The sequence below is a fragment of the Ignavibacteriales bacterium genome (assembly GCA_026390575.1).
Classification (GTDB): domain Bacteria; phylum Bacteroidota; class Ignavibacteria; order UBA10030; family UBA10030; genus Fen-1298.
The window spans coordinates 1-25735 of sequence record JAPLFR010000015.1; the positions used below are offsets into that span (position 1 = coordinate 1).

Genomic DNA, 25735 nt, shown 5'->3' on the forward strand with positions numbered 1-25735 from the left:
ATGTACCAAAATGGAGTAGGGATTTTTACCTTATCAATCTTGATCTCGGTTGGCGTTTCGTATATTTTAGATATTTTAGTATACATTTGTTATTCTAAAATGTTCCATTGCTGGCTAACGGACTGGCGCTAAGCTGCGGCGTGACCAAACCTCAACATGCACCCAGCGAAGTGAGTTCACGCTGAAAAAGAAATTATTAAGACTAAATCCTATGCTCGCCATGTGCCGCTTTACGGCATCCCGTACAGCGGGATTTAACGTACTCAACTGGCAACCGTCAGCTTGAGCGCCTGGTTAGGCAGCCATTGCTATTTTAATTTAATTGTTCTTGTTAGAATAGAATCCTTTGAATCGACTGTAAATATATGGAATTGGTACTTTCTATTTCGATAATTAGTCTGCAATTCTTGCAATCCCCCCACGAAGCCACTATCAACATAAGTTTTCTCAAATTTTGTTCGCGAAACAAAACATTCAAATGTATAAACATTATTTGAATCTCTGAAAAAGATTGCTTGAGCAGTTGGAACCCTGGGTGTGAAATAATGAATGTTCTCAAGAATTGTATATGCAACTTTTGCATCAGATTCAGAAATAGTAGTGGAATCATATGTTAATGTACACTTAGAACGATTGTTGCTAATCTTTGTATATCTTTCTGGAATAGTTTTAGATTGACTTAAAAGATAAGCACTTGCCCCGTACAGGAGAGCAAAGATGACAAAAAACAAATATTTTCTATTTATAGACTTTAGAAAGGGCATTTTTCGATTATCCTTTTTAATTTAAGTATGGCTGCCTAACGGACTGGCGCTAAGCTGCGGCGCTGATAATTTTCAAAATACACTAAACGAAATGAGTTCATGCTGATAACCAAATTAATCTGCAATCAACCAACGAGGTACTGAAAAGTAAATTTTTATAACCTAAAACCACCAGCAGCCATGCTTAACGTACCCAAGCTTTAGCCGTCAGCTTGAGCGCCTGGTTAGGCGGCGTTATTTTAAGTAGAAGAAACTTGTTCGGGTGAATATCTAAGTTCAACAATATTATTTTGTTCTAAATAATTCGATTTCATTAGATTTGGTTATGATTGTTTTCCTGTCTAGAATACTAAAATTCTGATATTCTCTATCGGTAACAACGGCATAAACTTTGTACAATTTATTGAGATAAGCCTTGTCATTGCTTTTACCAAGGAAACAATCGCCAGAAAAATATCCGTCGACGCGAGCGCCCAAACCAGTTACAGGTTCGATCCATTCCGCAATGTCATCGTTTACTATGATATACACATAATAATTCATTGCATTCGATACTGCCCCTTTCACACGAACATGGAGCGGTGCATGTCCTCTGTCTACCGGACCAATTGTATCTCTCATTTCACTTGTTATATCGCCATAAAGTGTAATGGTGCTTTTGTTTTCTTTTGCTGGTATATTTTTATTTTCAGATTTAAACCACTGAGGGGCAAAAACGCTTATGCTAGCAGTCGCAATTAAAAAGAGACCAGCAATAATTGCAGCTTGATTTACACCTTTTTTATACCATTTGAAAATCTGCGGCTGGGGCTTTATTGTTTTTGCATTGGATTCTTTAGAAACGGGGTTAAGTTCTGATTGACTTATAGTCAAAGCATATTCAAAAGCATCTATTACTTCCCGACGGACTTTATCAATTTCGACAACAGGCGTTGGTAAAAAAAGATTTCGAGATTGATGGTGTTTAATAATATCATCCACTAGTTCTTGTCTTGATTTCAAAAGCTTTAAAAACCATTCGATTTTCTTGATAAGAGCCTGAGGAGAGGCGTGTTTCTCTGGAATGGATAAATATGAAAAATTATCTTCCAAGTTAAAATAAATATCCAAGATCATCTGATAAATCTCATCAGATCGGTGGAAATGACCATAACCGTTGTCAGGTCTATATTCTTTTTTTATTTCTCGATAGTCCTCCAATTTAGCCCGAACAAATTTTTCGAGATAATCGCGTGTATTTGGGATAAGATTCATAAGATTCTTTCTTTAATATACGGTCACGCCGCCTAACGGACTGCGGCTAAGCTGACCGCGTGACCAACTTTAATGTTACACAAAACGAAACAGGTTCACGCTACCAAGTGAATTATTAAAAACAAAACCTCTATTTGCCATGTTAATTGCTCCCACGCTCATCCGGTCAGCTTGAGCCGCTGGTTAGGTGGCGCAATATGATAATTGCAATATAGATCGAAAATATTTTATTATTTATCATGCTTCTTTACTAAAACAAGCATTTCAATTTGCTATATGGTTTTATTATCAGGAGAAATACGGACGTTTAATTGCTGCGGAATTCCGACGAAGGGTGGAAATGGAAAATCGAGACACTTGCAAATATAACGGCCACATTCCTCGTGAATTCTCGTTACACGCAAAAGAGCGTGTGGCATACCAATCAAATCATCATACTTCATTGAAAGCGGATGATTCTGAACATGAAAGACAGCATTTCGAAAACGTTTTAAAGGTTCATATAACACACGTACCTCCTCAGCAATTGAGAGCGGAATTTCATGAAACTTATCCAAAAATTCGACAACGGAAAAAAGTAAGCCGTGCCAAATGATAACAAATTTGCCAGATGAAGAAGCAAACAAATCATGATAGGATTCAATTGGATCGCTGGTATGCGATTGATCAAAACATTCTCTCACAATTTGTGCCCGACACCAAGCATAATAGACAGATTGTAATTGTTCATTGTTCATATATGATTGCGCCACCTAACGGATGGGCGCTAAGCTGCGGCGTTGATAACTTTCAAGTTGCTGAAAACGAAACAGGTTCATGCACAAAACCAAATTAATAAGTCTCAAAGTTATAGGTACTAAAAACTGAATAACAAAAACGTAAACCACCACGAGCAATGTAAATTGCACCCAGCTCATTCCGTCAGCTTGAGCGCTTGGTTAGGCCGCTTGAATTTGTGACGGATATATAGAATGACACCAGCTATCACCATGTAGAAACAGATCGATAGGCCATCCCACAGATATTCATTCCAATACGGATTGACAATCACTCCAGCTTGAATCAACAACCAGATAGTCCAAATCCCCCACGGAACATGAACCAACCAAGCGGAAACCATGCCAGGATTAAAAAACCGTTTGCCAACTATCCCGAGAATGAGATGAATCACAGCCTGGAAGATGAAGAAATAGGGTATCCATGCCGCTTGAGTCAGATCAGCTTTGGAAACTGCATTAAGGCTGGCGAGTGGAAAAAAGAACCAGACAACCATATTGATCCAGAAAATAGCGGTCGAGTCAACGAGTCCAGTTTCAGGATCCATCTTGTAAATATTCTTGTTTATAAATTTGGCAAAGCCACCCGGAAAAATATATTCATCAATCTCGTGGAGCATATAAAGCGGGGTGGACATCAGCAATGCAAACAAGACCGTACTTTTTGGTAGGACAATTACGACCAGATAGATTGTAAGGAAAATGCTAACGATCACACCAGTCTTTTGCCAGTTTTCCTTGAACCAGAAGAAATATTCTTTGAAAGTCATATCTGTTTCCTGTTTCATGCGACTGAGCGCATATTAATGTTCAAATAAAGCGGCCTAACGGACTGTTGCTAAGCTGCGGCGCTGAAAAGTTTCGTAATGCACCAACGAAACAAGTCCCACAACGAAAGTTTTATCTTTTGCACCCAGCCATTGCTCGCCATGTTTAACGCACACAGCTGGCAACCGTCAGCTTGAGCAACTGGTTATGTTATAGTTTCTTTGTTGTACAAACTTTCCACACAACAATGCTTGCTCACGCCATCATAACTTGAATTATTCTGAGCACGGGCAGCGCATTACCGAGATTCTTTTTAGAACTTAACGTGTACCGCTTTTATGATTTCGTACCAAACAAAACTTGTTAACGACTCGACCATGTAGAAAGCAACAAACTTCTAATTCCGTACGACGCCAATAAATAACCAAAGCCAGTAGAAAGAAATTACCAATCTAAATAAGTAACGCAAACAATGTGCGCTGCACGTGCAACATAACGGATCGGCGCTAAGCTGCGGCGCTGATGAATTTCGTAATGCGACCAACGAAGCGAGTTCATGCTGATAAATATATTATTAAGCATCTAAAACTTTGCGCGCAATGTAAATTGCTCCCACGCTCAATCCGTCAGCTTGAGCGCCTGGTTAGGCAACAAATTCTTCAGATATTTTTAAAAGATCGTTAATGATATTTTTCAAAGACAGAGAACTTCTTTCGGCATCTTCGCCAAGAAAGAAATCTTCATTGATAAAACCATGAACAGTACTTGTGTAAGCAGTCCCAACAACGATTACAAAGTTTTGCGCGTAAGTAATTAAATTATATGCATCTCTGAAACTTGTAGTCGGAGATCCAGAAATATCCATAAGCTCTCTATGGGCAATTCGTTTATCGCGTATTACCTTCAAGGCAAGAAGCGAATTAGAATTATCCAATGAAGGCATCGTTGATTGAAAGTGATCAACAATGATCCTATTTAGTTCTGCCGAAGTAATTGACCATGAATTATTGAGGAGAATTCCAAGGTTTGCCAAATGCTGACAAACCAGTGGGCGTTCGATTATTTCAAGATTATCAACATTTTCAGAAATTATTTGGAGAGTTGTTGGGACACTTATTACTTCATAGCGTTTGTCTATCGGTTCAAATAGCTTGGTAATGTGAACTATGAGATGATCAGAAAGAATCATCTGGAGATTCTGAAAAAAGAGAACATATGGTGTTCCTTCTAATTGTTTACCATACTTGCCGATTGACATTAAGAGCGAATACGACAACCGAGACATATAAATGTCTTGAACGATGCCCTTGTCTAAATAATAGACGAATTTCTCTTTTAGATTATCGAAATCCATATTTATGAATTTGTTGCCTAACTACTGATTAGATAGACATTGTCTATGTTCCACGCTTATAAGCGTAAAATATAGATTCTTATTAAAACAAATTGTAACTTTTACCAATCGCTAATATAGGAGGCTACCCTGGCGACTAAACTTCTTGACCTAGTGCGGGAACTGCCCAACTTAAACACCTCAGCCCCCGTTCGGAAGATTCTTATGCTCAACGGATTAAACGCTTTGTTCTCTTCCATAACAAACGCCATCCTGTCGAAATGGGAGAAAAAGAAATTCGTAGCTACCCGATATACCTCACTTGCGATAAATATGTCTCTTCCTCTAATCAAAATCAAGTATCGAATGCAATAATATTTTATTTCTCACAAGTACTGCATAAATCACTTGGGTAATTTGGCGATATTCTGCCTCCGTTCTGCCGGAGTTGCGAAAAGGTTTTGAGATAGGATCTCATTATTTTTCTCTTTTTCCTTTTCACTTAATATCTTATACTTGAGTTAGTATGGGACCACTAAAAACAGATGTGATCGTTATTGGCGAAGGCATTACCGGACTTTGTCTTGCCTACTGGCTGAAGAAACGCGGTATCAATGTTACGGTGCTTGCAAAAGATAGTGAAGTGGGCGGAACAATGAAGTCGGTGCAGGAGCAAGGTTTTTTGTATGAGACCGGCGCAAACACCGCGCTCGAAACAACCCCTCTCTTCAAAGAACTTATCTCAGACTTGAGGTTGGAATCAGAATTCACTTACGCCAACCCGGAAGGCAAGAATCGTTATATCCTCCGCGATGGTATTTTACATTCGATGCCGCTGGGACCCGGTTCTTTTTTCTCAACCAAACTCTTTTCCACCGCTGCAAAATTTCGTGTCATGAAAGAACCATTCATTGGACGCGCAGAGAAAGAGGAAAGTATCGCTGAGTTTGTTGAACGAAGATTAGGACGCGAATTTCTTGATTACGCCATCGATCCGTTCGTGGCAGGTGTTTTTGCCGGAAAGCCGGAACAGTTAAGCGTACGCTCCGCATTCCCTAAACTGTATGCGCTGGAAGAAAAGTACGGCGGATTGGTAAAAGGGATGATCAAAGGCGCGCAGGAAAGAAAACAACGGGCAGAGAAAGCGAAAGACCGCGCTGAAACATTTTCCTTCGTCAGCGGGATGCAAACATTACCGCACGCTATCGGCGATTCGCTTGGCAAGACGGTTCTTTTTAACGCAAAAGTTACCGGTATCCGCAACCTGACAACTGCACGCGAAGAGCCGTCGGATGAACCCGATGCGCGGCGTTACCTTGTTGAATACCTCCGCAACGGCAAAGAGGAAGAGATTGAAGCGGATGTCGTCGTGTTTGCTATTCCCGCCTACGACGCTGCGCCCATTATCAAATCATTGTCGATGGAAACAGCACATGTGCTTTCCTCCATTTATTATTCCCCGATTATCTCTATATTCTTGGGTGTGAAGCGAGATGACATCGGGCACACGCTGGATGGTTTTGGATTCCTTATTCCATCGAAGGAAAAACGAAAAATCCTCGGCTGTTTATGGAACTCATGCTTATTTGGAAATCGCGCACCCGCAGGATTAGTGGCACTCAATGCATTCGTTGGCGGCGCCCGTCAGCCGGAATTGACCGGGTTCAATGATGAACAAATTATTCAGATGACGCTTGATGAGCTCAAATCTATTATGCAATTTTCAGGAAAACCCGTATATTTAAACATAACACGCTGGCAAAAATCCATTCCGCAATACGAAATAGGATACCAGCAAAAAATGGACTTGCTTGCCCAGTTTGAAGAAGCCAATCAGGGTATTTTGCTGGCTGGAAACTATCGCGGCGGCATTTCGGTTGGCGACTGTGTGAAAAATGCGTATGAGATTGCAGAGAGTATTTCCTCGCAGATACTCTCAACACGTTAGACTTTATTTGATGTTCTCCTTGAAAGGATTTGCTATGAAAAAGAATATCCCGCTTTTCGTTTTATTGTGCAGTTTTATAACAACCGCTGCGCTGCTGGCACAAGTACAGCAGGCAGTATATCAAGATGAAGATACCCCGTCTGAATCGTTCACCATCCTGCTGAAAGATGAGTGGGCGTACTTGAATGATGCCGTTACCCAGCTGAAAAATGAAACAGAAAAAAAAGGTGAATTTGAGACAACAAATGAATTTCAAGCTCGTGTAGCTCGTTCCCGCGATTTCCTTCAAAACAAACTGAATACACATCTCAAGGATACAAAGCTGGACCGCAGAGTGTTTGGTTTGTGGTTTAAAGCAGCGCTTATCTTATACAACGCTGACTCGGAAATATATTCTCTGAAATGTCCAACGATTATCGAAGCGCCGTACAGCGTTCCGACCGTGGATTGTCTTATTCCGTCTAATCAGTATGTTGATTTGGCGGACAGCATCCGGGGCGGTTATCGGACATCAAGTATCTTTTTGAAATTCAATCCGGATTTTGAATGGAAAGTCGGAAGAAACGAAGCACAATCAGCAAAAGGAAATGAATCCAATATATTTTTCAAAATTCATTTTGTTGTAAATTTGAGCCAGGAAGGATCAGCCATTCACGGGCAATTGAAAATAATTCCAAAAGATATTGCCTTGATAAATAAAAGCAATAATTACGTCTACTGGAAAACTGAGATACAAGAGAAGCAATGAAGGTAGTTGTCGAGAACCCAGTGAGGCTGTCTAAAAAGTCCGGAGTTGTCATGCTGAACTCGTTTCAGCATCTGTCTTTTGTAAAAAATTAGACCCCGAAACAAGTTCGGGGTGACATTTTCTTTCTTTTTGGACAACCCCGTTGGGTTTCAAAAAGACACGTTACAAAATTTTCTTAAACAGTATTCTGCTTCAGTCGCCGCAGCATCGCAACCAACAATCCAAGGACGATGAGTACAGCAGCAATCCATACAAAACTCATAAATGGTTTTATACTTACCTCGGCAATGAGAATTTCCGGTTTTTGTTCCGAGCCATGAGCCATACTTTCCAGACCGACGACATTTATATGAACGGTTGATTTTCCCCCTTTTGTTGTGGCAACATTCATAGAAGCAAGTTGGAATCCTATCGTCCCGCTTTTGAGATAACCGGTCTTCATCTCAGGTTTTCCCCGTACACTAAATGTTGTCACTGGAATAATTGTCTGAATGTCTTTTTCTGTTTTGACTTCCAGCATCGCACCAATAGTCATCGCATTGCTGGCGCCGCCCATCATACCGCTGCCAGTATGTGATCCTAGATCGAATTGCTTAAACGTAATCTGAAGAGGACCATACAGCACCGGTTCGCCTTTTGGAAGAACCAGTACGCTCTGCTCTGCCGCTTCACTGCCTTCCTCGATAGAGACTGGTTCAATATAGAAATCCTTTGTAAGATAACTGATATAATCCGGATTTCTCATCAAACTATTGTTGTAGGTACTTTCAAACATAACCGGTCGAAGAATCGTCGGCGTTCCATTCTGAACCATTTTTACTTCGCATTTCATTTTTCCATCAGGTGTAGCCGAGGTTCCGATATATGTTAACGTGTCACCGAAAACTACTTGCGGTTGATTCAACGGAAGTACAACCGACTGTTTCTGTCCATAGCGCCCGGAAGCAATAATGCCAAGGAAAAGAATTGCTAAACCCACATGCGAAAGTGCACTGCCGATGAACCGAGGCTGTTCTTTTGCGATTCGATATCCCTGCCCGGCTGCAACGACGAGTGCAAAAAGAGATGTGAACGCTAACAATGCAGCAGATATGTCATGCAGTCCCAAGACAACGAGTACTGCAAGCACAAGGACGGATAAAACTCCTGGCACAATAAGTTTCTTGAATAACTGTTGTTTGCCTTCTTGATTCCATTTTGTGAGGATACTCAGACCGAGCAAGAACGTCATGAGAACAGCAAAGGGAAGATTCGTGCGGTCGTAGAAAGAAGGTTCAACCGTAGCGTTTGAGAAAAGCGGCTTGCTTGTTCCGAAAAGAATCACCGCCGCGCAAACTCCCATGACAATTGTCGCAATGGACAACAGCGATTCGCGTGAGAGCCAGGTACTGGGGAGTGTCTTGATGTTCAATTCTTTTCTGCGAAACACAATCATACCAAATCCACCGAGGGCAGCGGCGGCAAGCCATATCACAAGCAGCGTATAAGCAAGCGAACCGGGATCGACAAAAGAATGGACAGAAGCATTTGCTAAAATTCCACTGCGCGTCAGGAAAGTACTATAAATTACCAACAGGTATGTAAGTACGGCGAGAACAAAATTCGTCCTGACAAGTTTACCCGTGAGCATCTGGATCAGCATGGTATGGACAAGTATGACCGCGACGATCCACGGAATGAGTGAAGAATTTTCTACCGGATCCCATCCCCACCAGCCGCCCCAGCCGAGTACACCGTATGCCCAGTAACCGCCAAGCATAAGTCCGGCACCAAGTGAGAGCGCGCTAAACAACACCCATGGCAGCGCTGCATGCAGCCAGTCGCTGTATCTTTTTTGCCAGAGCGCTGTAATCGCCAATACAAATGGAATGGCAAGAGATGCAAAACCGAGAAAGAGTACCGGCGGATGAATGATCATCCAGAAATTCTGTAATAACGGATTTAATCCTCTACCATCCTGCGGAATAAAACCCTTTGGAACATCTTTCTGCACATCCCATATATATTGGAAAGGTGACTTAATGGCGATGAGAAGTAAAAGAAACGCCAGCACAAGCGAGTAAGTCGCCATAGCCGGTCTTTCCATATCTGTCCGCCGGGTGTAGGCTTGCAGGAATAAACCAATCACAGTGGCAAAGAGCGCCCAGAGTAAGAAACTGCCTTCCTGACCAGCCCAGAATGTTGTGATCAATAATGCTATCGGGAGATCGCGGGAACTATAGCTTGATACATAATGATATTCAAATCTATGTTGAAGGATATAAAGAAGTAGTATAGCGGAAACTGATGCGACGCCGATAACGGAGATGAAGAAGCTGCTGCGTGCCACCTGCAATAAATTTTGTTTTGAGAGTGAAAGATAGTAAAAACAGGCTGAGGTCAGCGATGCCGTAAAAGCGATCCAGAGGACAGTTGTACCAATCATGCGAGCTTTCCTTTAAAAAATGAATAATGCGCTTCTGACATAGAACACCGAGGTACGCTTGAAGGGTTCCAAGAACAACGTATAACCCGTATAAAACACGTGTGCGGGAAGTAACTCCCGCACACGGCTTGATACAAAAATATAAACCCAAAATAAGATTACGGCTTGTTCAGCTCTGCAATCGATGCATCAAGCATGCTCGCGGCATAGTCCGGATTGTGAATTCCATGACTTCCGTCATGCAGCAGCATCATATAATTGAAGAGTGCTCCACTGCGGGATGCTGGAACGATCTTTAAATTAGAAGAAGAAGTTCCCAAGATTACATCGTTCGCGTCAATCCACCCTCTTGCAACTAACTGCGCTTTCAACGTCGCCATTTTTGTGTTGAACTGTGTAATCCTGCTGTTGTAATCAAGCTTTGTGATTGACGAGTGGCAGTTCTTACAGCCGTTCACCATCTCAACTGCAGTTGTTGAACCTTCTGGAACATATGTAATTTTCATTGTATGTCCGCCAATATGATCACCGTACGCGTTTGCCGGTAAATAATCAGCCATATGACATACCGTGCAGCCATCAGTGGTGATAGGTGCCATCGTGCTGTGCGCGGACGTTTTGCTATAGGTTGTAGCATCGGTCCATTGGAACGCACCGACACCTGTAAGAATTTGACCCTGTACACCATAGTGAGCATACCAACGATTCGAAGTGATTTTCAATGTGTCTGTTGTTGCGGTCTTTGTAGGATCGGGGAGAGGACTCAATGTTCGTGGACGGTGACATCCAACGCACAAATCTCCTTTTCCAAGGCTGAACGTAGAAGCAGGGACGCCGGTAATATTGGAATTTAAAGTATGTTGAGCTGTTGAGGTTACGCGCAGCGAAAAATCTCCCTTCGAATGCGGTGAGTGGCACGCAAAACAGCCCGGAGGCGTAGCATTTGGAAGGTCGGTTAAGGTCAATCCTTTAGCCTTCAACATGAATCCTTCTGTCGTATGGCATTCTGCACAACCAGAACGGTTTTCTTCCGATGCAGTTCCGGCGCCATGTTTCGATTCTTCCCATTGACGTGCACGGGCGGCAATATAATATGTTGTATCTGTTTCAGGATTATGGCAAGAGGCGCATCTCAAACTGTCTTTGAATCCATCAAAATAAACAAAACCAGCATTCAGACCATTATTACCATTAGTGCCGTTTGTTCCCGCATCACCTTTATCACCTTGCGGCCCGGTTGGGCCTTCCGGTCCTTTACAGCCCGAGAGACTTGCAATTACGAAGAGACTTACCAAACCGATAGCAAGACTCCAGAGTATTTTTTTCATCATAAATCACCTTTATATTACAGGTTTGTAATTAGTTGTTTAATGGTATTTTAATTGATAGCCCGATGTTGATAATTGTTTCCTTTTTGTTCCTCGTTAATTGAATTCAATTTGTCCATCTATGTGTTTCGAAAGAGTAAGCTTATAATTGGCGTCAATAACATGCGGATGACAGTTTACACAGCGAGTATCATTCGGGTGAGTGCCGCCATTGAGCGATGTCTTCGGCAATGCTTTATCACCAATTGTGGATTTTGTTACGTCTCCATGGCAAGAGCCGCACGCGCTTGCCTGACCTGAAACATCATTCCACACGACCGACTGCTTATTACCATTTGAAAAATTTCCATGACAGTATGTATTAGTACAAGTCAATGTTGATTGTGAAAAACTTTGCCCTGCAGCGTAACGCGGCGTAACCAGGAACATTACTTCTGCCCCGGCTGTGCTATCAATATGTCCAGCCGCAGAAAGCGACGCAGGCACTATATGACATTCATTGCAGGCGATCGGTGTTGCAATAGAATCTGTACCAAGGAGATGGGATTGATGAACTCCAACGCCAGGAGAAGAAGATGAAGTATTGCCCGCGAGATCTTTTGGTGGAGCAGCATTAACACCACCATGGCACACGGTGCAATTTTCTGGTCCACCCGGCTTGTTATGACATGTGAAACACGATGAACCGGAACTTCCGCCTCGATAATCCGGGCCATGGCATTCTTTGCAGCTGTTCATACTCCATCCAGCACTTTGAATTGCAAGTCCATGAAAATTAGCTGATGCCGTGTCCTTCCATCCCTGGCCATGAATTTGCGGCCCTGCGGTTGTTTCGGTTGGCAAATCTTTCTTCAAATCACTGCATGAGAGTGCGAGAAACGCGAGTGACAGAATCGTAAGAATGAGAGCTTGTTGTTGTTTCTTCATATTCAATCCATCCAATTAACGGTGGCAGTAGCCGCAGAATTTTTGTCCCTTCACACCACCCGGACGCGCATTGACATCGGTATGGCAGGTATAGCACGTTGCTCCCGGGTCTGTATGCCAATTCCCATGAGTGTCCGACATGAATCCTTGATCGTGTGTCTTGGGATCGGTACCTTTGATTCCATCAACATCTGTATGACATGTTATACAAATTGGATCCGCACCTTCAATGCTGTGGCACGCTGCGCAAGATTCGATATCACGCTTCGCCTGCCGTGCATGCTCACCTCCGCCGGTTCCAACACCCAATGTCGTAAACCCTGCAACGGAATGCGATGTCGGTTTGAATTCTCCTTGATTTACATTCCCGCCTGCTTTATGGCATTCGGAACAGAATTGTTCTGCGCTGTGGCATGTCTGGCATTCCATCGCTTTGCCCTTTGCAGAAATGCCATGGGTGAATTTAAAATTCAGATCATGAACCTTTGTCAATCGCATGCCCTGTCCGCGGTCAATCGCCATGAGTCGGGGTGAGTGAAGCGACATGAGATCTTTACCCGGCACATCCACTTTCATCAATTCGCTTCCATTGTGGCAGTCGATACAGGTTTCCTGCGTATGACAGGCGCCGCATTTTGCATCGCCAAGTCTTGCGGAAAACTTATGTTCACGCACGAAGTTGGTTCGATTATGTTCTGCGGGCCGGAGAGCGGCTAAATTTGTGTGGCATGTTTCGCACGTGCCTGTTGCTTTCACATCATTATGACATGTTGCGCACGTCGCCATAGCCGGAACGAGTTCTCCTGTGCCGGCATCTGCTTTATCAAGAACGGTGTGGCATGTTTCGCAAGCTGTCTTTTGTTCTTCTACATGTTTTTGATGTGAAAAGATTAATTCTCTTACCGGGTTTGGCGTTGCTGTATATGTTGTTGAATCGGCGCTGACATGGCAATACGTACAATTATTGCTTACCTGTTCGTGACAACTTTTGCATACTTCCATTTTGGCAAGCAGGTTGTCCGAAGCTTTTACGCTTGCAGCCGCTTCACTATGGCAATCCGCACAAGCAGCACCGTTTTCTTTATGGAGCTGGTGCGAAAATTTGATCCGTTTTGGTTGTTTATCGATACCGGTTGCTTCGCGTGACGTCAGAACAACAGTGAAAGCAATCAGCAGCATCAGCACTAAACTGAATAACGGGTACCTGTGTTTTCTCAGGAGTAACGATTTAATTTTTATTGTTGGCATGATGATCTCAGAAAATATTCAAACGTTCACTCAAGTAATAGCTGCCCCGGAAAAAGAGGCGCGTATCGTTGCTGTATACTTTATTTTGAATCCATTGCAGCTGCAGATCAAGCGACAAAGCGGACAACGGACGGTAGACAGCCCCGAGCGCAGCGCTTAAGGCATTTGCTGTCGGTGCATTGCTGTCTAATTTATAATGCGCATAGCTTATCATTACTGTCGGTGTTAATTTGTTATTCAATATTGGATAGCCTGCATTTGCAGAAACCGCTGCCAACTCACCGCCATAGCCGGTATTCCAGCTGAAACTGGCTGAGGCGTATTTCGTACTGCCGCCGAGCGTGATACGGTTTGAATTCTCATCGCCGTACGAAACCGCTCCAAACTTTCCAAATACTTGCCAATCTTTGCAGATGGCGTATTCTGCGCCAAGTTCATATTCACTGATCGTGTTGTATGCGAACACCCAAAAGATGGAATTGTATGAGAGACGCGGCTCTCGGTGAATATATTCGCCAGTGAACGAGAGCGGCTCCATGACCTTGACACGAGTGAAAAGTTGAATCCTTGATAACTTTTCGAGATTGAGATCAACGTCACCGCGCGCATACGCAGACACTCTGCTATAGTCAACACTCACATCACCGCTCACATATTGTTCTGAAGAAGCAGTGGGATTGATCTCGGTCAGGATTGGATTCAAGAGTGAGTCTCTGCGGAGCGCCCAATATAATTCAGGCTTGATATTCTTTGCCATATAGCTCAAAGACAAACGAGCAAAGTCAACCGGTGTGCCAACCACTTGGGCTCCGTACATATTGTTATTCTTTTGGTCCTTGATCATCTCAAATTGATGTCCCGGTTCCGGAAGTGCGCCGTAATAACCGAGCACCTTGACCTTTGAATCCAATAAGCGTACGGATGCAACACCGCCATCGATCGTGCCGTTACCGACACCGGCAAAGACCGCTTGTCTGCCAAGACTCAGATCAGCAATGTCGTAGAGATTAGAATACTTTAAATAAAAATTATAGAACCTGAAGGCACCACGATCATTTAAAGGACCAGCAAAATCCTGGGACCCCTGCATGTACGTGTGAAACGAGAGATGTTCACCTGCAAGCGAGAGTTGCACAGTTTGATATCCAAGCAGATGGTTGGATGATTTGCCTACTGAATCCTGCCGCTGCCAAGCATTGGCGGACGAGACAAGTCTCATCTGAAACAGTTGAGCGAATGCTTCACTTTGTACAATGAAAGACAGAAAAAGCATTGTCAAGGGTATCAGAAAACAATATCGTATTGAACGTTTCATTGGTTATTGTTATTTATGTGATCACGTTGAGTTGAACCGTGGATAATTGAGCGCTTCAAAAATCTCTTGAAGCGCTCGATCGAATAATGAGACTCTCTTTAAAAGTTATCCTTTTGGAATCGGGTGCTTAATTTTTGCCCACATTTCTTCAAGTTTAAACCCTTTGTGAGTTGGGCTTTTCTCATTGTGGCATGTCTTGCACTTCTTTTCAATAGCACCCTTGTCTTTGAAATCTGTTAATCCGGCAGCAATTGCTTTTGCCTGGTCTTTCATGATGGGCATGGTTTTGTATGCCGATCCTGCACCGTGGCATAATTCGCATTGCACTCCATCGGCGGTAAGCTTTGCATCAGCTGTAATGGCATGGCACTCGAGGCATTCGGGTGATTCGTTTGCCGCTTTCTTCAAACCCTTCGCTTTCGCAATTTCAGCCGATTTAGCATTCGAAAGTGTTTTGTATGCTTCCGCATGTTTACTCTTTTGCCATATGTCAAATTGTTTGCCCTGTTTGTCGGATTGATGACACATCTTACACATCTTTGCACCGACGTATTTGTTTTGAGCATTTAATATAAAAGGAACGACAAGAAAAATGATTAACAACAACTTTATTGCTTTCATAGAACTCTCCTTTGCATATTGTTATGATAATTCAATTTCATTCTGCCTCTTGCTGTATAAGTTAAATACACACAACAACTTGCGTACCTAAATTATCTATTTAAAACATTTAAAAAATCAAAAATCACAATGGTTTAAAGATATTCAAGTGATGAATTATTCAACAGTCGCTTAAATTCAACGTTGAGTTCCAACACTTAGGAAAATACGTATCCAAAATAGGAAAATCCAAAATGCACACAACATTTTTTGTGATCATGTGACTTTAGAAACTGGGGAAGTCATATTTTGGGTTATATTTAGCTGGTTAAGGAAACAAATGATATATGCACACCAATCCGACGCTTATCTGGTAATCGGTCTATTTGGGAATAAAATTACACGCAAAAGCTAGAAAAACATCAAATGAGCTAATTCTTATTTTGTTTTTTTTCCAGACGCCTCACGTAGAGGTACAGTGATATTGCAAGTAAAGTAATAATTAATGTTGAAATCACCAGCCCAAATCTACGAAAATAATATTCTTGGATTGCTGCTGTAGCTTCTTCTGCAATCACACTAGATACTTTTATTCCATTATCTACAATTTCCCGGAATTTTCCTTCGTTAAAAGCATGCACCATTGTCCGCGACTGTAACCGTGCTTGTCGTACATCCCGAAGTTTGAATTTCGCTTCGCTGATCTCCATTCCTTTTTGCTCAGCTTCGTCCACCAGGCTCCGAACCCGCTGTTCCTGCGCTTCCAGACTGTCTATCGATCCGCGCATATTCTTCGCAGCCTGATACCCTTTGACGTTTAGATGTTCACCGTGGCATCGGCTGCATACTGCGTCTCGTGTTACCCCTAATAATTTATCGGTAGCGGCAATAATTTCATGATTGCCATGACAAGTTTCGCATTCAGGAAGCTTGCGGTCATCGAAAGCTTTTTTATGCGGGCTTGAAGAAAAAAGATCAGCGTTCAATGCGTGGCAAGTTCCGCACACTTTTGAGATTGATTCTACTCCCGGCGGCATAGCACCGTGATTTCCATGGCAGCTGTTGCAAGCTGGGGCGCCTTGATCATGCTTTTGGAGCAACGCAACACCGTGAACACTCTTTGCATACTTCTCGTATTGATCTGTCGGAATTTTGTACGGCTTCATATAATCAACATTGCTGTGGCATGCTGCACATGTTCCAGGCAGATTTGAAGCATACACTTTTGATTTCACATCTTTTGCTGATCGGATGTCATGACTCCCGTGACAATTTGCACACGCGGCTGTCTTTGCATCTCCTTTCGCGTTACGTTTTCCGTGAATACTCGTACGGTATTTTTCTAATTGATCAACGGGAAGTGATGGATTGTAGGATCGCATTAACGCAATGTCGGCATGGCAACGGGTGCAGGTTTTAACGACATTCAAAGGATACACCGGAGAAGATGGATTTTTCACTGATACAATTCCGTGCGCGTTATGACAGGTGATGCATTGTACAATGTGCTCTTTTCCTTTTAATGAAAGTTTCGCATGTACACTTGTTTGCAGAAATTCCCATTGATTTGTCGGCAGGGATGAACCAAACGATTTCATCTTTTCAAGAGAAGAATGACAGGCCGCACAAGCTTTGGAAATATCATCACCTTTCGGTATCCCATGAAAACCCGCTTTCTTATCCATTGCTTGTTCCATGTCTTCACTCTTGGCATTACCGCCATGGCATCCAGCACAGGTGATTCCTTTTTGGTAATGAACATCATGCTTAAACAATTCTGACGGCTTATCTCCCGCCGTGAGATGACATTCTAAACATTGGTCTTTGGCACATGCAGATTCGAGAGGAAAAAGTACAGCAACAATGGCGGCGGCAATAATAAGAATGTACTGTTTCATGCAAGCCACCCGATAATAGTGAAGAGAATGATATACATCACGGCAAACAACCCAAGATAGTTCACAAATCGATTCTGCTCGCCCCGCGAACTCTTGTAATCCCAAAAAGGCACCACAGTCCATAAGATGCCTGCAATGCTAAACAGAAGAATTCCTAACACCTCACCATCTAAAAACCATAACCTGCCGGGAATATATTTCAATGTCTGAAACATAAAAAGGAAATACCATTCAGGTTTAATACCAGCAGGAGCAGGTGCAAATGCTTCGGCTTTCTTTCCTAATTCCCAGGGAAAGAATACTGCAAGAATTGCGAGAAGATTCAGCACAAGAAGCCACAGAGTCAGATCACGTAAAATAAAATTGGGGAAGAACGGCATTGACTTGCGCTCAGATTCTGCTTTGATATGCAGCGGCTCGCTCATCCCTTGTCGCTGCACAAGAAGAAGATGAATACCGAGAAAAATTGTGAAAAGCCCGGGCAGTACCGCCACATGGAAACCAAAAAATCGAGAAAGAGTTGCACCGGTTACTTCATCTCCACCGCGGAGGAAAGTCAACAATGGTTTACCTATGACCGGCACGACACCGGCGATGTCGGTGCCAACCTTTGTAGCAAAGAAGGCAAGTTCATTCCATGGCAAAAGATATCCGCTGAATCCGAATCCTAATAAGAGAAAAAACATAAGCATTCCGGTGACCCACGTAATCTCGCGCGGTTTCCGATATGCTTTTTCAAAATAGACGCTGAACATATGGATCATTGCCGAAAGAATAAAGAGATTTGCCGTCCAGCTATGGACAGAACGAATGAGCCAGCCGAATTGAACTTTCGACATAATAAAATTAATACTCTCGAAAGCAAGCTCTTCCCCGCTCTTATAATAGAGAAGCAGGAGAATCCCCGTCACAACTTGAATAATAAAGAGAAAGAGAGAAACGCCTCCAAAGTAATACCACACAGAATGACGATGCACGGGAACATATTTTTTTCCCATGTAATTAACCAAACCCTCGAGCTCAACACGCTCGTCAATCCAGTTATAGATTCGTTTCAGAAATGATTTCATACTTTTTTTGAAATTAGAATATCGTCACCCTGAACCACAACCCGGAGTTCATCAAGAGGACGCGGCGGTGGACCAGAGATGTTTCTGCCATGTAAATCATATTTACCATTATGACATGCGCACCAGATCGTGCCATAATCTTTCCGGTATTGCACCGTGCAGTCGAGATGTGTACATGTTGCGGAGAAGGCACGCAAATCGCCATCGGTGGTTCGAATTAAAATTACCGGCTTCGTGCCAAACTTAATAATTTTTCCGCTGTCTTTTTCAATTTCGCTCAACTTTCCCGCTTTGACACTCGACACTTCAACTTCTGCCTGTCTTGGCGGGATGAGATATTCAAGGATCGGATACAGAACCGCACCAAGAAACGCAATCACTCCGCCGGAAAGAATAATCTTGAGGAAATCTCTTTTCGTTTGTTGCTCTGGAATCTCAGGTTGTTGATTCATGAAAAAATATCTCTCTATTGAGCATTATGACAATCACTGCAATTCATTTCTTTCCAGGCGTTTCCAATATCGACCGGATGTCGGTATTCAACACCGCTTAACGACAAACGCAATCCTTCCTTCTCGAATTGCTGGGCAAGGATTGTATGGCAAACATTGCAATCCCGTGACAGAACTTTTCCGTCGCCAGAAACATGCTTTCCGTCATGACAGCGAAAACAGCCGGGATAGTACATGTGCCCTATATTATCCGGAAATTTTTTCCAACTTACATGCATTTCAGGAAAATAGTTACGGCTAAATATCTTTTGAACTTCCGATATAACTTTCGCGATTGTGTCTTGTTTCGTTTTGGCAAGTTCCGGATAATTCATCTGATAATATCCTTCGATTGCCAGTTGTATGCTGTCAAGTCCGATCTGTTTTGTGGAATATGAATTCTCGAGTGCTTTTAGAGAAACGCTCTTCACATTAGGAAGGTTTGGATCAATCCAGCCCAATGACATCACATGATTGATCGACCTTGCAGGCGGATGATAAATATGTGTAGGACGGTTATGACAATCTATGCAATCCATCCGGCGAGTTTTCATTGTGCGAATCTGCTCATCTGTCAAAGAGTTTTCTGTACTTTGATAGACAACAACTTTTCCTTCCGGGTTTTTTGACCGTATCCAAGGAATGCTTTGACGCTGTGAATCCGTTGCGATATACGTCAACTCGTTTGCAATGTTCATGTGCCAATGGATTCCGGATGTTGGACCTGCTTCGATATTCCCGCCGCCAATCTTGATAAGGAGATCCAGCATCCAGCGTGTATTTTTTTCATCGGAGAGGAAGTACGTATTCTTCAGCATTTTCTCACTGAAAAAATGCTTAGGCCAATGACACTGTTCGCATGTCTCTTGAGCAGGACGCAGGTTCTCAATCGGTGTCGGTATTGGTTTGGGATACTTATTGAAAAGCGTTGCATACACTTGATACGCCCCGGAAAGCTTCGCCCGCACGAACCAGCCGGCCCCCGGTCCGATATGACACTTAACACATCCAACACGGGCGTGCGGTGAAAATTCGTACGCAGTGTATTCCGGACTCATGACTGTATGACACATCGTGCCGCAGAATTTATCGGAATCCGTATACTCGTACGCTTTGAAACTGCCAAAAGCAGAAAAGATTAAGAGCATCAACCCGCCAAGTGAAATCCAGAAGAATGCATTTCTCTGCCGTGGATCGTTCAAGTCGATGCGGGGCAGTTTCAACTCATGCGGCAGCCCCCTTTTTTCACGGCGATGCTCGCGCCATGTACCATAAAACACCAGTCCCAGCCCAAAGAGAATAAAAATCGGCAAAATAATAAAAGTAAGTATTCCTACATACGGTTTCTGCTCTCCTGCGAAAAGATCGAGAACGGTGAGGAAAAGCACTAGTCCGAAGCTGACCGATGCAATTGCAGCACCGATCAATGTTCGCATATTGTAAAAAGCTGGCGGAAAGAAACGTTTCATCGTTTGATCACCGTGTTATGAATAATGTGGTTACTGATACGCGAAGACCATTGCATAAATGATCAAGATGACCATGCTGGCACCGATCGACAATGCTGTCCAACCAAATATACGAATAACCCGCACAACAATTTCAGGGTATGGTTCTACCAAATGTTTTTCGAGATCACCGTTTTTCACCATGGCCTCATATTCGAGTGGTTTATCTTCTTTGAGTTCTTCAAGCGTCATGCGTCCTGTAAATACAACAAGATCCATTGGAAATTTCTCAGGACGGAAGTGAGTGTTGAAAAAATGCACCGTAAAAATAAATCCGGTAGCAAGCAATGCCTCATCACTATGAATGATCGTTGCTACATTGATGAGCCACCCCGGAAGCAATAACGTAAAGAATTCGGGAAACCACAGCATCAAGCCTGTTGAACCGATAACAATCATTCCCCAGAACACGGCAAAGTAATCGAACTTCTCCCAGTATGTCCATCGGCCATAATCGGGACGTGGTCCCTTGCCGATGAACCATTTGAAATTTCCAATGAGATCCTGCAAGTCTTTTTTATTGAAGACCATAGAATCCGAACCCAACAACATTGCACGCCATGTTCCATACTCGCGCCGTTTACGCCGAATCAGGTCGATGATGTGAGTGACAAACAAGAAGATCATCGTTCCAGCGGCAACCCGATGAATATATCCCGCGGATTCAAATCCGCCAAAGAGATGAGAAAGGAATACAGCCCAAGAGGTATAGGCAAATTTCAGTGTCATCCCTGTCGATGCCAGGCTTAAGAAACAAACGATCATGACAACATGCAGCAGCCGATTCAATCGTGTGAACCGCTGATATTGTTTCTCGGTGCTATTTTCTGCAACTGATTCCATCACTTCTTATCCCCTGATGTTTCTTCCTTTTTGTCTTCCTCAGTTGGTGTTTCTGCGGGCAAGGAGAGTTTCTTTCTCTTGTCACGTTTCATTTTCAAAGCTCGCGGCAGCCAAAGCAATGTATGTATTCCGCTGACGGTAAACGTAACAACGAGTAACCCTGTCATTCCCCAGAAAACCCAGAACAGAATCGGATACTTGTGAGGATCGTGGTGCGTTGCGTGTGTCAAGTAACCGGCAAACCTGCGTGTTGCACCTGAATGACACTTCTGGCACGTACCGACAACATTTTCATGACTTAAATGTGATTTTGGGTCAGAAACCAGTAAAATATCATGCGCACCATGACAATCATAACATTTCGCGGTCTTGGTATAGCCCAATTGCGATACCTTACCGTGGTATGTGTCAAAATAGGTTTTGGAAATCTGCTCATGGCAACGGCCGCATTTTGTCATAATATCAAGCTTGAACACGTTTTCGTCTGCACGACGAATTGTATGAGCAGAATGACAATCGTTGCACACAGGAAGCGGTTTGTCACTTTTGCTCACGAGCTTTGAGTGGATGCTCTTTTCAAATTGCTGCTCAATCCCATTATGACATTTACCGCAAGTCTCTGGAAGATTCTTTGGATTCACACTCGAAGCTTCATCGTTGCGGGGCAGCACACTGTGCGCAGTATGGCAATTCGTGCACATAGCGGTCACCGTCAAACCGCTCTTCATCAACCCTTTCCCATGAATGCTTTCAGCATAATGTTCGATGATTTCGTGTTGATCACCGGTGTAACGGACAGCTGCTTTTTTTCCTTCACGATGACATCGCGCGCACAGGGCTGGAACATTTGTCGCAAATGTGGGAGAGGTTTGTTCCGCTTTTCCTAGAACCTTGTGTGTCCCATGACATTCTTTACAATTCGGTGCGTTCGCATCGCCTTTTGCAAGCAGCATACCATGCGTACTCTTCAAATATTTTTGACCAACTTCTGCGTGGCAAGATGCACAATCCACTTTTTTCTGAATGGTTTCGCACGCACGAACCCGTGAGGCATTCACATCCGAATGACACTGGCTGCATGCGGTTTTGGCATGGCGTGAATGATTCAGATCATCCACCTGGACAAACAGGGATCGTCCGTCTTTCTTTGCCTTGATGTCTTTGTTCTCATGGCAGCGTAAGCAATCACGGTCCGCCATGCCTTGATCATAGAATACTTTACGTACTTTGTGCGGTTGATGACAGTCAATACATGCCGGGAGGGTGTGTGCTTCCTTTTCCCATAATTCCCCTTTGATCACTTTACGATGCACTAACTCGATCTGCGCATGGCATTTTGTGCATGTCTTGGCAATATTCTTCCTTGCTATAGATGAGGCGGGATCCGTGTGCGGAAGAATTGAATGCGCTGTATGACATGTCGCGCAGTTCGGTGCAACGATCAGCCCCTTCCTTAACAATCCTTCACCGTGGATACTTTCAGAAAAATTTTCGATGATATTATCTTGATGAATAGTACGCTGTTTCTGAACAATGGAACCTTCTTGGTGACACTTCCCGCACGTATATGGTACCTTCAAGGGCGAAACAGATGAACGTGAATCTTTTGCGGAATAAATTTCGTGGGTACCATGACATTCCTTGCAGTGTGGTGCAAGTACATCTCCTCGTGCGATTGCTTTTCCGTGCAGTGACTTGGCGTGGAGTTCCTGTTCTGTTGAATGACATTTCCCACAATCCACCGGAGTAAGTTCTTCATCATGTGGCAGCTCTTTGCCGGCAATATCAATATGGCAATCAATACAGGCAAGTTTGGCATGAGTTGACTCGCCAAACTTCTTATCGTCGACAAACACAGAGATCGTTTTCCCCTTCTTCATTCCGGTCAACGATTTATCGTTGTGGCATGCGAGGCAGTCTGTATTTTCTTGTGAAACGAGAACAGAGGCACAACACGAAAGGAGCATTACCAAGAGCATGCTACAGCGAACGATATTCATCTGTACCCAATATTTCGTTCGAATACTCATCTTGTCCAACGTACATTCACCTTACAATTTGTCTGGAGACTGCTTTTCGTCAATTTCTATGTATTTCATTTCTTTTCGCTTGATCTCTTCCAGCTCAAGCGGATGTTCTTCTTCCATTTCCTCTTCCGTTAACGTACCCTTCCAGAATGCAAGATTTAAAGGATAGATATCCGGATTGAAGATAATGAAATAAAAATGCCAAACGACAATTGCAAGCGTAGCAAGCCATGCTTCATAATAGTGGACGGTGCGGGCAACATCCCACCAAAGCTTCGTTATAAGGCCAAGAAATGTGTTGTCAAACCAAAGGATCACGCCGGTCACGGCCATCACAATCGTACCCCAGACCAACGCCCAGTATTCGCTTTTTTCGATATAACTGAACCGGGCAAACTGTGGTTTGTCCTTCGAAAAGCCGAGATTGAATTTCATCACACCAAGCGCATCTGTCACATCCTTCCAGACCGGCAGAAGATCTCGAACAAGTTGTTTCCCGCGCTCGGTGAAAAATATATAGTAGAGATGATAGAGGCTTGCCATCACTAAGATCACAGCCGCAATACGATGAAGAATCCCGCGCAATTCAAACATCACTGGACTGATTTGCCGAAACCCGGCAACCCACCACGCATCGGGAAAGCGTAATGCGAACCCTGTCAATACCAGTGTTAAGAAGCTTACTAACAATGTTCCGTGTTGGATTCGTTCTTCAAACGTCATTCGTAGGTATAATCGATGACCGGGATGATGTCGCTCAATGAGTCCGCGGCGATACATCAGTTGACGTCTCGACTTCTTGATGAAATCCAACAGGTTATGAACAATCATTCCACCAATCACCACAACAATAAGGATGATGTACGTGCTGGTTACAAAATAGAGTAGATCCTCCTGGCGTTGTTCTGCGATAACGTGCACGGATCCTTTTGTGAAATTCTCATTTGCACCGGGATGACATTTACCGCACGTCTTTACCAAATTATTTTTGCTGATGCGCGAGGTCGTATCTGACGATGGCTTGATATCATGAACACCATGACAGCTTGCACAATTCGCAACTTCCACTGAACCATGCTTACCGGCTAAACCATGATAACTATCAGCGAAACTTTGATACCGATCGCTGGTAAACCCGAATTTCTGACTTAACTTTACTGAAGAATGACATGGTGAGCAAACCTGCGAGGAAACATTTCCTGCAGCGACAGGCGATTTTGGATCAGTATGTTTTAATATGTTATGTTCGCCATGACAGTCAGTGCAGGTCGGAGCGGCGTTAACCCCTTTTTGCAAAGCAGAACCATGTATGCTGTATTGGAATTGAATAGCAATATTCGTATGACATGTACCACAAGTTTTTGGAATATTTTGTTTATAAACACGTGAAGCAGGATTAGAACCTTTATTCATTTCGTGACTACCATGACAGTCAACGCAATTTGCAGCGTTGCCATTGCCGCGTGTTATTGCCGCACCGTGCACGCTCGCATCGTATGAAGCAATAAATCCCGCCGTCGGAGACGTCCTCGCTTTTACGTTAGGGTCATCCAAGTGGCAGGAGAGACAGACTTTTTCTTGTGCACGCTTGAACTGTGCAGTATCAAGGCCTGCAGAGATTTTCGAGATCGGATTCTTATGACACGTGATACAATCCGGAGCGCCCTTCACGCCAGCAATAAGCGCTTTGGCATGTTCGGAATGTATAAAAGTGTCTTTCACCTTCGTATGGCAACTACCACAGGTTTCGATTAAGTTAGCACCTGCATGCTTAGAATCTTTCGCCTTCACGGCAACAACATCGTGTGTACCATGGCATTGCTTACAGGCAGATACAAGAGCATTACTTCCGCTTTTTGCTTTTAGTACTGGACCATGGAATGCATGTCGATTGATTGCGTCCTTGTGGCAAGGGAGGCAATTGACAGGTTCAATTTTTTCCTTGTGCGGTACATTTTGTGCATCGAATCCGGTATGGCAAGCCGTACATATAAGTTTCGCATGTGGTGATCTTTTTTGTACAGCACGATTAACAAAAAGCGAGACTACTTTGCCATTTCGCTCCGTCGTCAGCGATGAATCTTCGTGACAGGCGAGGCAATCATCCACTGTTTGTGCTGAGGCAATCAATGCTGGTATCGCAGTCAATATCAACAGGAAACAAAATCTTTTTGATCGGCTTAAAAATATCTTATTCGTCATCATTGCATAAATTGGAATGTATTTTTTTTGGACAATATGTATACTCACGTTCTTATTGTATACTTAAGGTGAGAATTTATATGCAAAAAATAAAACTTTATTGATTAAGTATCTCATTCAATTGCCTTGCTTTACAGCATCCATCAGAATGCAAAACACTTAATAATTGGCAATGTTTGTACCAAGAATCAGATTGCAACTGTATGATAATTCAGCGTAAATCACGCATTTTTGTAGATAAATTCATCATAGATATCTTGAG

At 43.2% G+C, this 25735-nt stretch carries 21 protein-coding genes; 4 read left to right on the forward strand and 17 right to left on the reverse strand.

All coding sequences use genetic code 11. The annotated features are described in order from the left end of the window. Positions 1 to 308: 308 nt before the first annotated feature. Positions 309 to 764, reverse strand: a complete 456-nt coding sequence (locus NTX44_11255; GenBank protein ID MCX6122179.1) for a hypothetical protein — start codon at positions 762 to 764, stop codon at positions 309 to 311. A 285-nt stretch (positions 765 to 1049) separates the two neighbouring features. Then, positions 1050 to 2018, reverse strand: a complete 969-nt coding sequence (locus NTX44_11260; GenBank protein MCX6122180.1) for a hypothetical protein — start codon at positions 2016 to 2018, stop codon at positions 1050 to 1052. 187 nt (positions 2019 to 2205) lie between these two features. Between NTX44_11260 and NTX44_11265 the strand changes: the two genes are divergently transcribed. Next, positions 2206 to 2613, forward strand: a complete 408-nt coding sequence (locus NTX44_11265) for a hypothetical protein (protein ID MCX6122181.1) — start codon at positions 2206 to 2208, stop codon at positions 2611 to 2613. Positions 2614 to 2628: 15 nt separating this feature from the next. Beyond that, positions 2629 to 2853 (forward strand): hypothetical protein, encoded by a 225-nt coding sequence (locus NTX44_11270; protein MCX6122182.1) that lies wholly within the window; start codon positions 2629 to 2631, stop codon positions 2851 to 2853. A gap of 78 nt (positions 2854 to 2931) precedes the next feature. On the opposite strand, the gene NTX44_11275 is transcribed toward NTX44_11270, so the two are convergent. Then, complete coding sequence (locus NTX44_11275; protein MCX6122183.1) at positions 2932 to 3564, reverse strand: HXXEE domain-containing protein; 633 nt, start codon at positions 3562 to 3564, stop codon at positions 2932 to 2934. A gap of 641 nt (positions 3565 to 4205) precedes the next feature. Then, positions 4206 to 4916, reverse strand: a complete 711-nt coding sequence (locus NTX44_11280; GenBank protein ID MCX6122184.1) for a hypothetical protein — start codon at positions 4914 to 4916, stop codon at positions 4206 to 4208. Between the two features lie 505 nt (positions 4917 to 5421). On the opposite strand from NTX44_11280, the gene hemG reads away from it, so the two are divergent. Together hemG and NTX44_11290 are read left to right on the forward strand one after the other, a co-directional pair. Beyond that, on the forward strand, positions 5422 to 6843 hold the full coding sequence (gene hemG / locus NTX44_11285) for a protoporphyrinogen oxidase (protein ID MCX6122185.1): 1422 nt from the start codon (positions 5422 to 5424) through the stop codon (positions 6841 to 6843). 34 nt (positions 6844 to 6877) lie between these two features. Further along, on the forward strand, positions 6878 to 7591 hold the full coding sequence (locus NTX44_11290; protein MCX6122186.1) for a hypothetical protein: 714 nt from the start codon (positions 6878 to 6880) through the stop codon (positions 7589 to 7591). A 175-nt stretch (positions 7592 to 7766) separates the two neighbouring features. Here the strand turns inward: NTX44_11290 and ccsA are convergent, their stop codons facing one another. From ccsA to NTX44_11355, 13 genes are all read right to left on the reverse strand, one after another. Continuing rightward, positions 7767 to 10016 (reverse strand): cytochrome c biogenesis protein CcsA, encoded by a 2250-nt coding sequence (gene ccsA, locus NTX44_11295; protein ID MCX6122187.1) that lies wholly within the window; start codon positions 10014 to 10016, stop codon positions 7767 to 7769. 158 nt (positions 10017 to 10174) lie between these two features. Then, positions 10175 to 11347 (reverse strand): hypothetical protein, encoded by a 1173-nt coding sequence (locus NTX44_11300; GenBank protein MCX6122188.1) that lies wholly within the window; start codon positions 11345 to 11347, stop codon positions 10175 to 10177. A 93-nt stretch (positions 11348 to 11440) separates the two neighbouring features. After that, complete coding sequence (locus NTX44_11305) at positions 11441 to 12271, reverse strand: CxxxxCH/CxxCH domain-containing protein (GenBank protein MCX6122189.1); 831 nt, start codon at positions 12269 to 12271, stop codon at positions 11441 to 11443. A 15-nt stretch (positions 12272 to 12286) separates the two neighbouring features. After that, positions 12287 to 13519: a cytochrome C gene (locus tag NTX44_11310; protein MCX6122190.1), complete on the reverse strand. Its 1233-nt coding sequence runs from the start codon at positions 13517 to 13519 to the stop codon at positions 12287 to 12289. 7 nt (positions 13520 to 13526) lie between these two features. Next, on the reverse strand, positions 13527 to 14738 hold the full coding sequence (locus NTX44_11315) for a hypothetical protein (GenBank protein ID MCX6122191.1): 1212 nt from the start codon (positions 14736 to 14738) through the stop codon (positions 13527 to 13529). Between the two features lie 201 nt (positions 14739 to 14939). Continuing rightward, positions 14940 to 15455 carry a multiheme c-type cytochrome gene (locus NTX44_11320; protein ID MCX6122192.1) on the reverse strand — a complete coding sequence of 172 codons (516 nt, stop codon included), beginning with the start codon at positions 15453 to 15455 and terminating at the stop codon, positions 14940 to 14942. 410 nt (positions 15456 to 15865) lie between these two features. Then, the gene (locus NTX44_11325; GenBank protein MCX6122193.1) at positions 15866 to 17332 is read right to left on the reverse strand and encodes a cytochrome c3 family protein; all 1467 of its coding nucleotides are present in this window, start codon (positions 17330 to 17332) and stop codon (positions 15866 to 15868) included. Next, entirely contained in the window at positions 17329 to 18402 is a 1074-nt protein-coding gene (locus tag NTX44_11330) for a cytochrome b N-terminal domain-containing protein (GenBank protein MCX6122194.1), read from the reverse strand. Before NTX44_11330 ends, NTX44_11325 begins: the two co-directional genes overlap by 4 nt. Beyond that, positions 18399 to 18854, reverse strand: coding sequence for a Rieske (2Fe-2S) protein (locus NTX44_11335; GenBank protein ID MCX6122195.1), 456 nt, complete (start codon positions 18852 to 18854; stop codon positions 18399 to 18401). Before NTX44_11335 ends, NTX44_11330 begins: the two co-directional genes overlap by 4 nt. 14 nt (positions 18855 to 18868) lie before the next feature. Continuing rightward, complete coding sequence (locus tag NTX44_11340) at positions 18869 to 20362, reverse strand: NapC/NirT family cytochrome c (GenBank protein MCX6122196.1); 1494 nt, start codon at positions 20360 to 20362, stop codon at positions 18869 to 18871. A 30-nt stretch (positions 20363 to 20392) separates the two neighbouring features. After that, positions 20393 to 21244: a cytochrome b/b6 domain-containing protein gene (locus NTX44_11345; GenBank protein ID MCX6122197.1), complete on the reverse strand. Its 852-nt coding sequence runs from the start codon at positions 21242 to 21244 to the stop codon at positions 20393 to 20395. Then, the gene (locus tag NTX44_11350; GenBank protein ID MCX6122198.1) at positions 21244 to 23274 is read right to left on the reverse strand and encodes a hypothetical protein; all 2031 of its coding nucleotides are present in this window, start codon (positions 23272 to 23274) and stop codon (positions 21244 to 21246) included. The genes NTX44_11345 and NTX44_11350 overlap by 1 nt, the downstream gene beginning before the upstream one ends. A gap of 21 nt (positions 23275 to 23295) precedes the next feature. Further along, on the reverse strand, positions 23296 to 25521 hold the full coding sequence (locus NTX44_11355; protein ID MCX6122199.1) for a cytochrome c3 family protein: 2226 nt from the start codon (positions 25519 to 25521) through the stop codon (positions 23296 to 23298). Positions 25522 to 25735 lie beyond the last annotated feature (214 nt).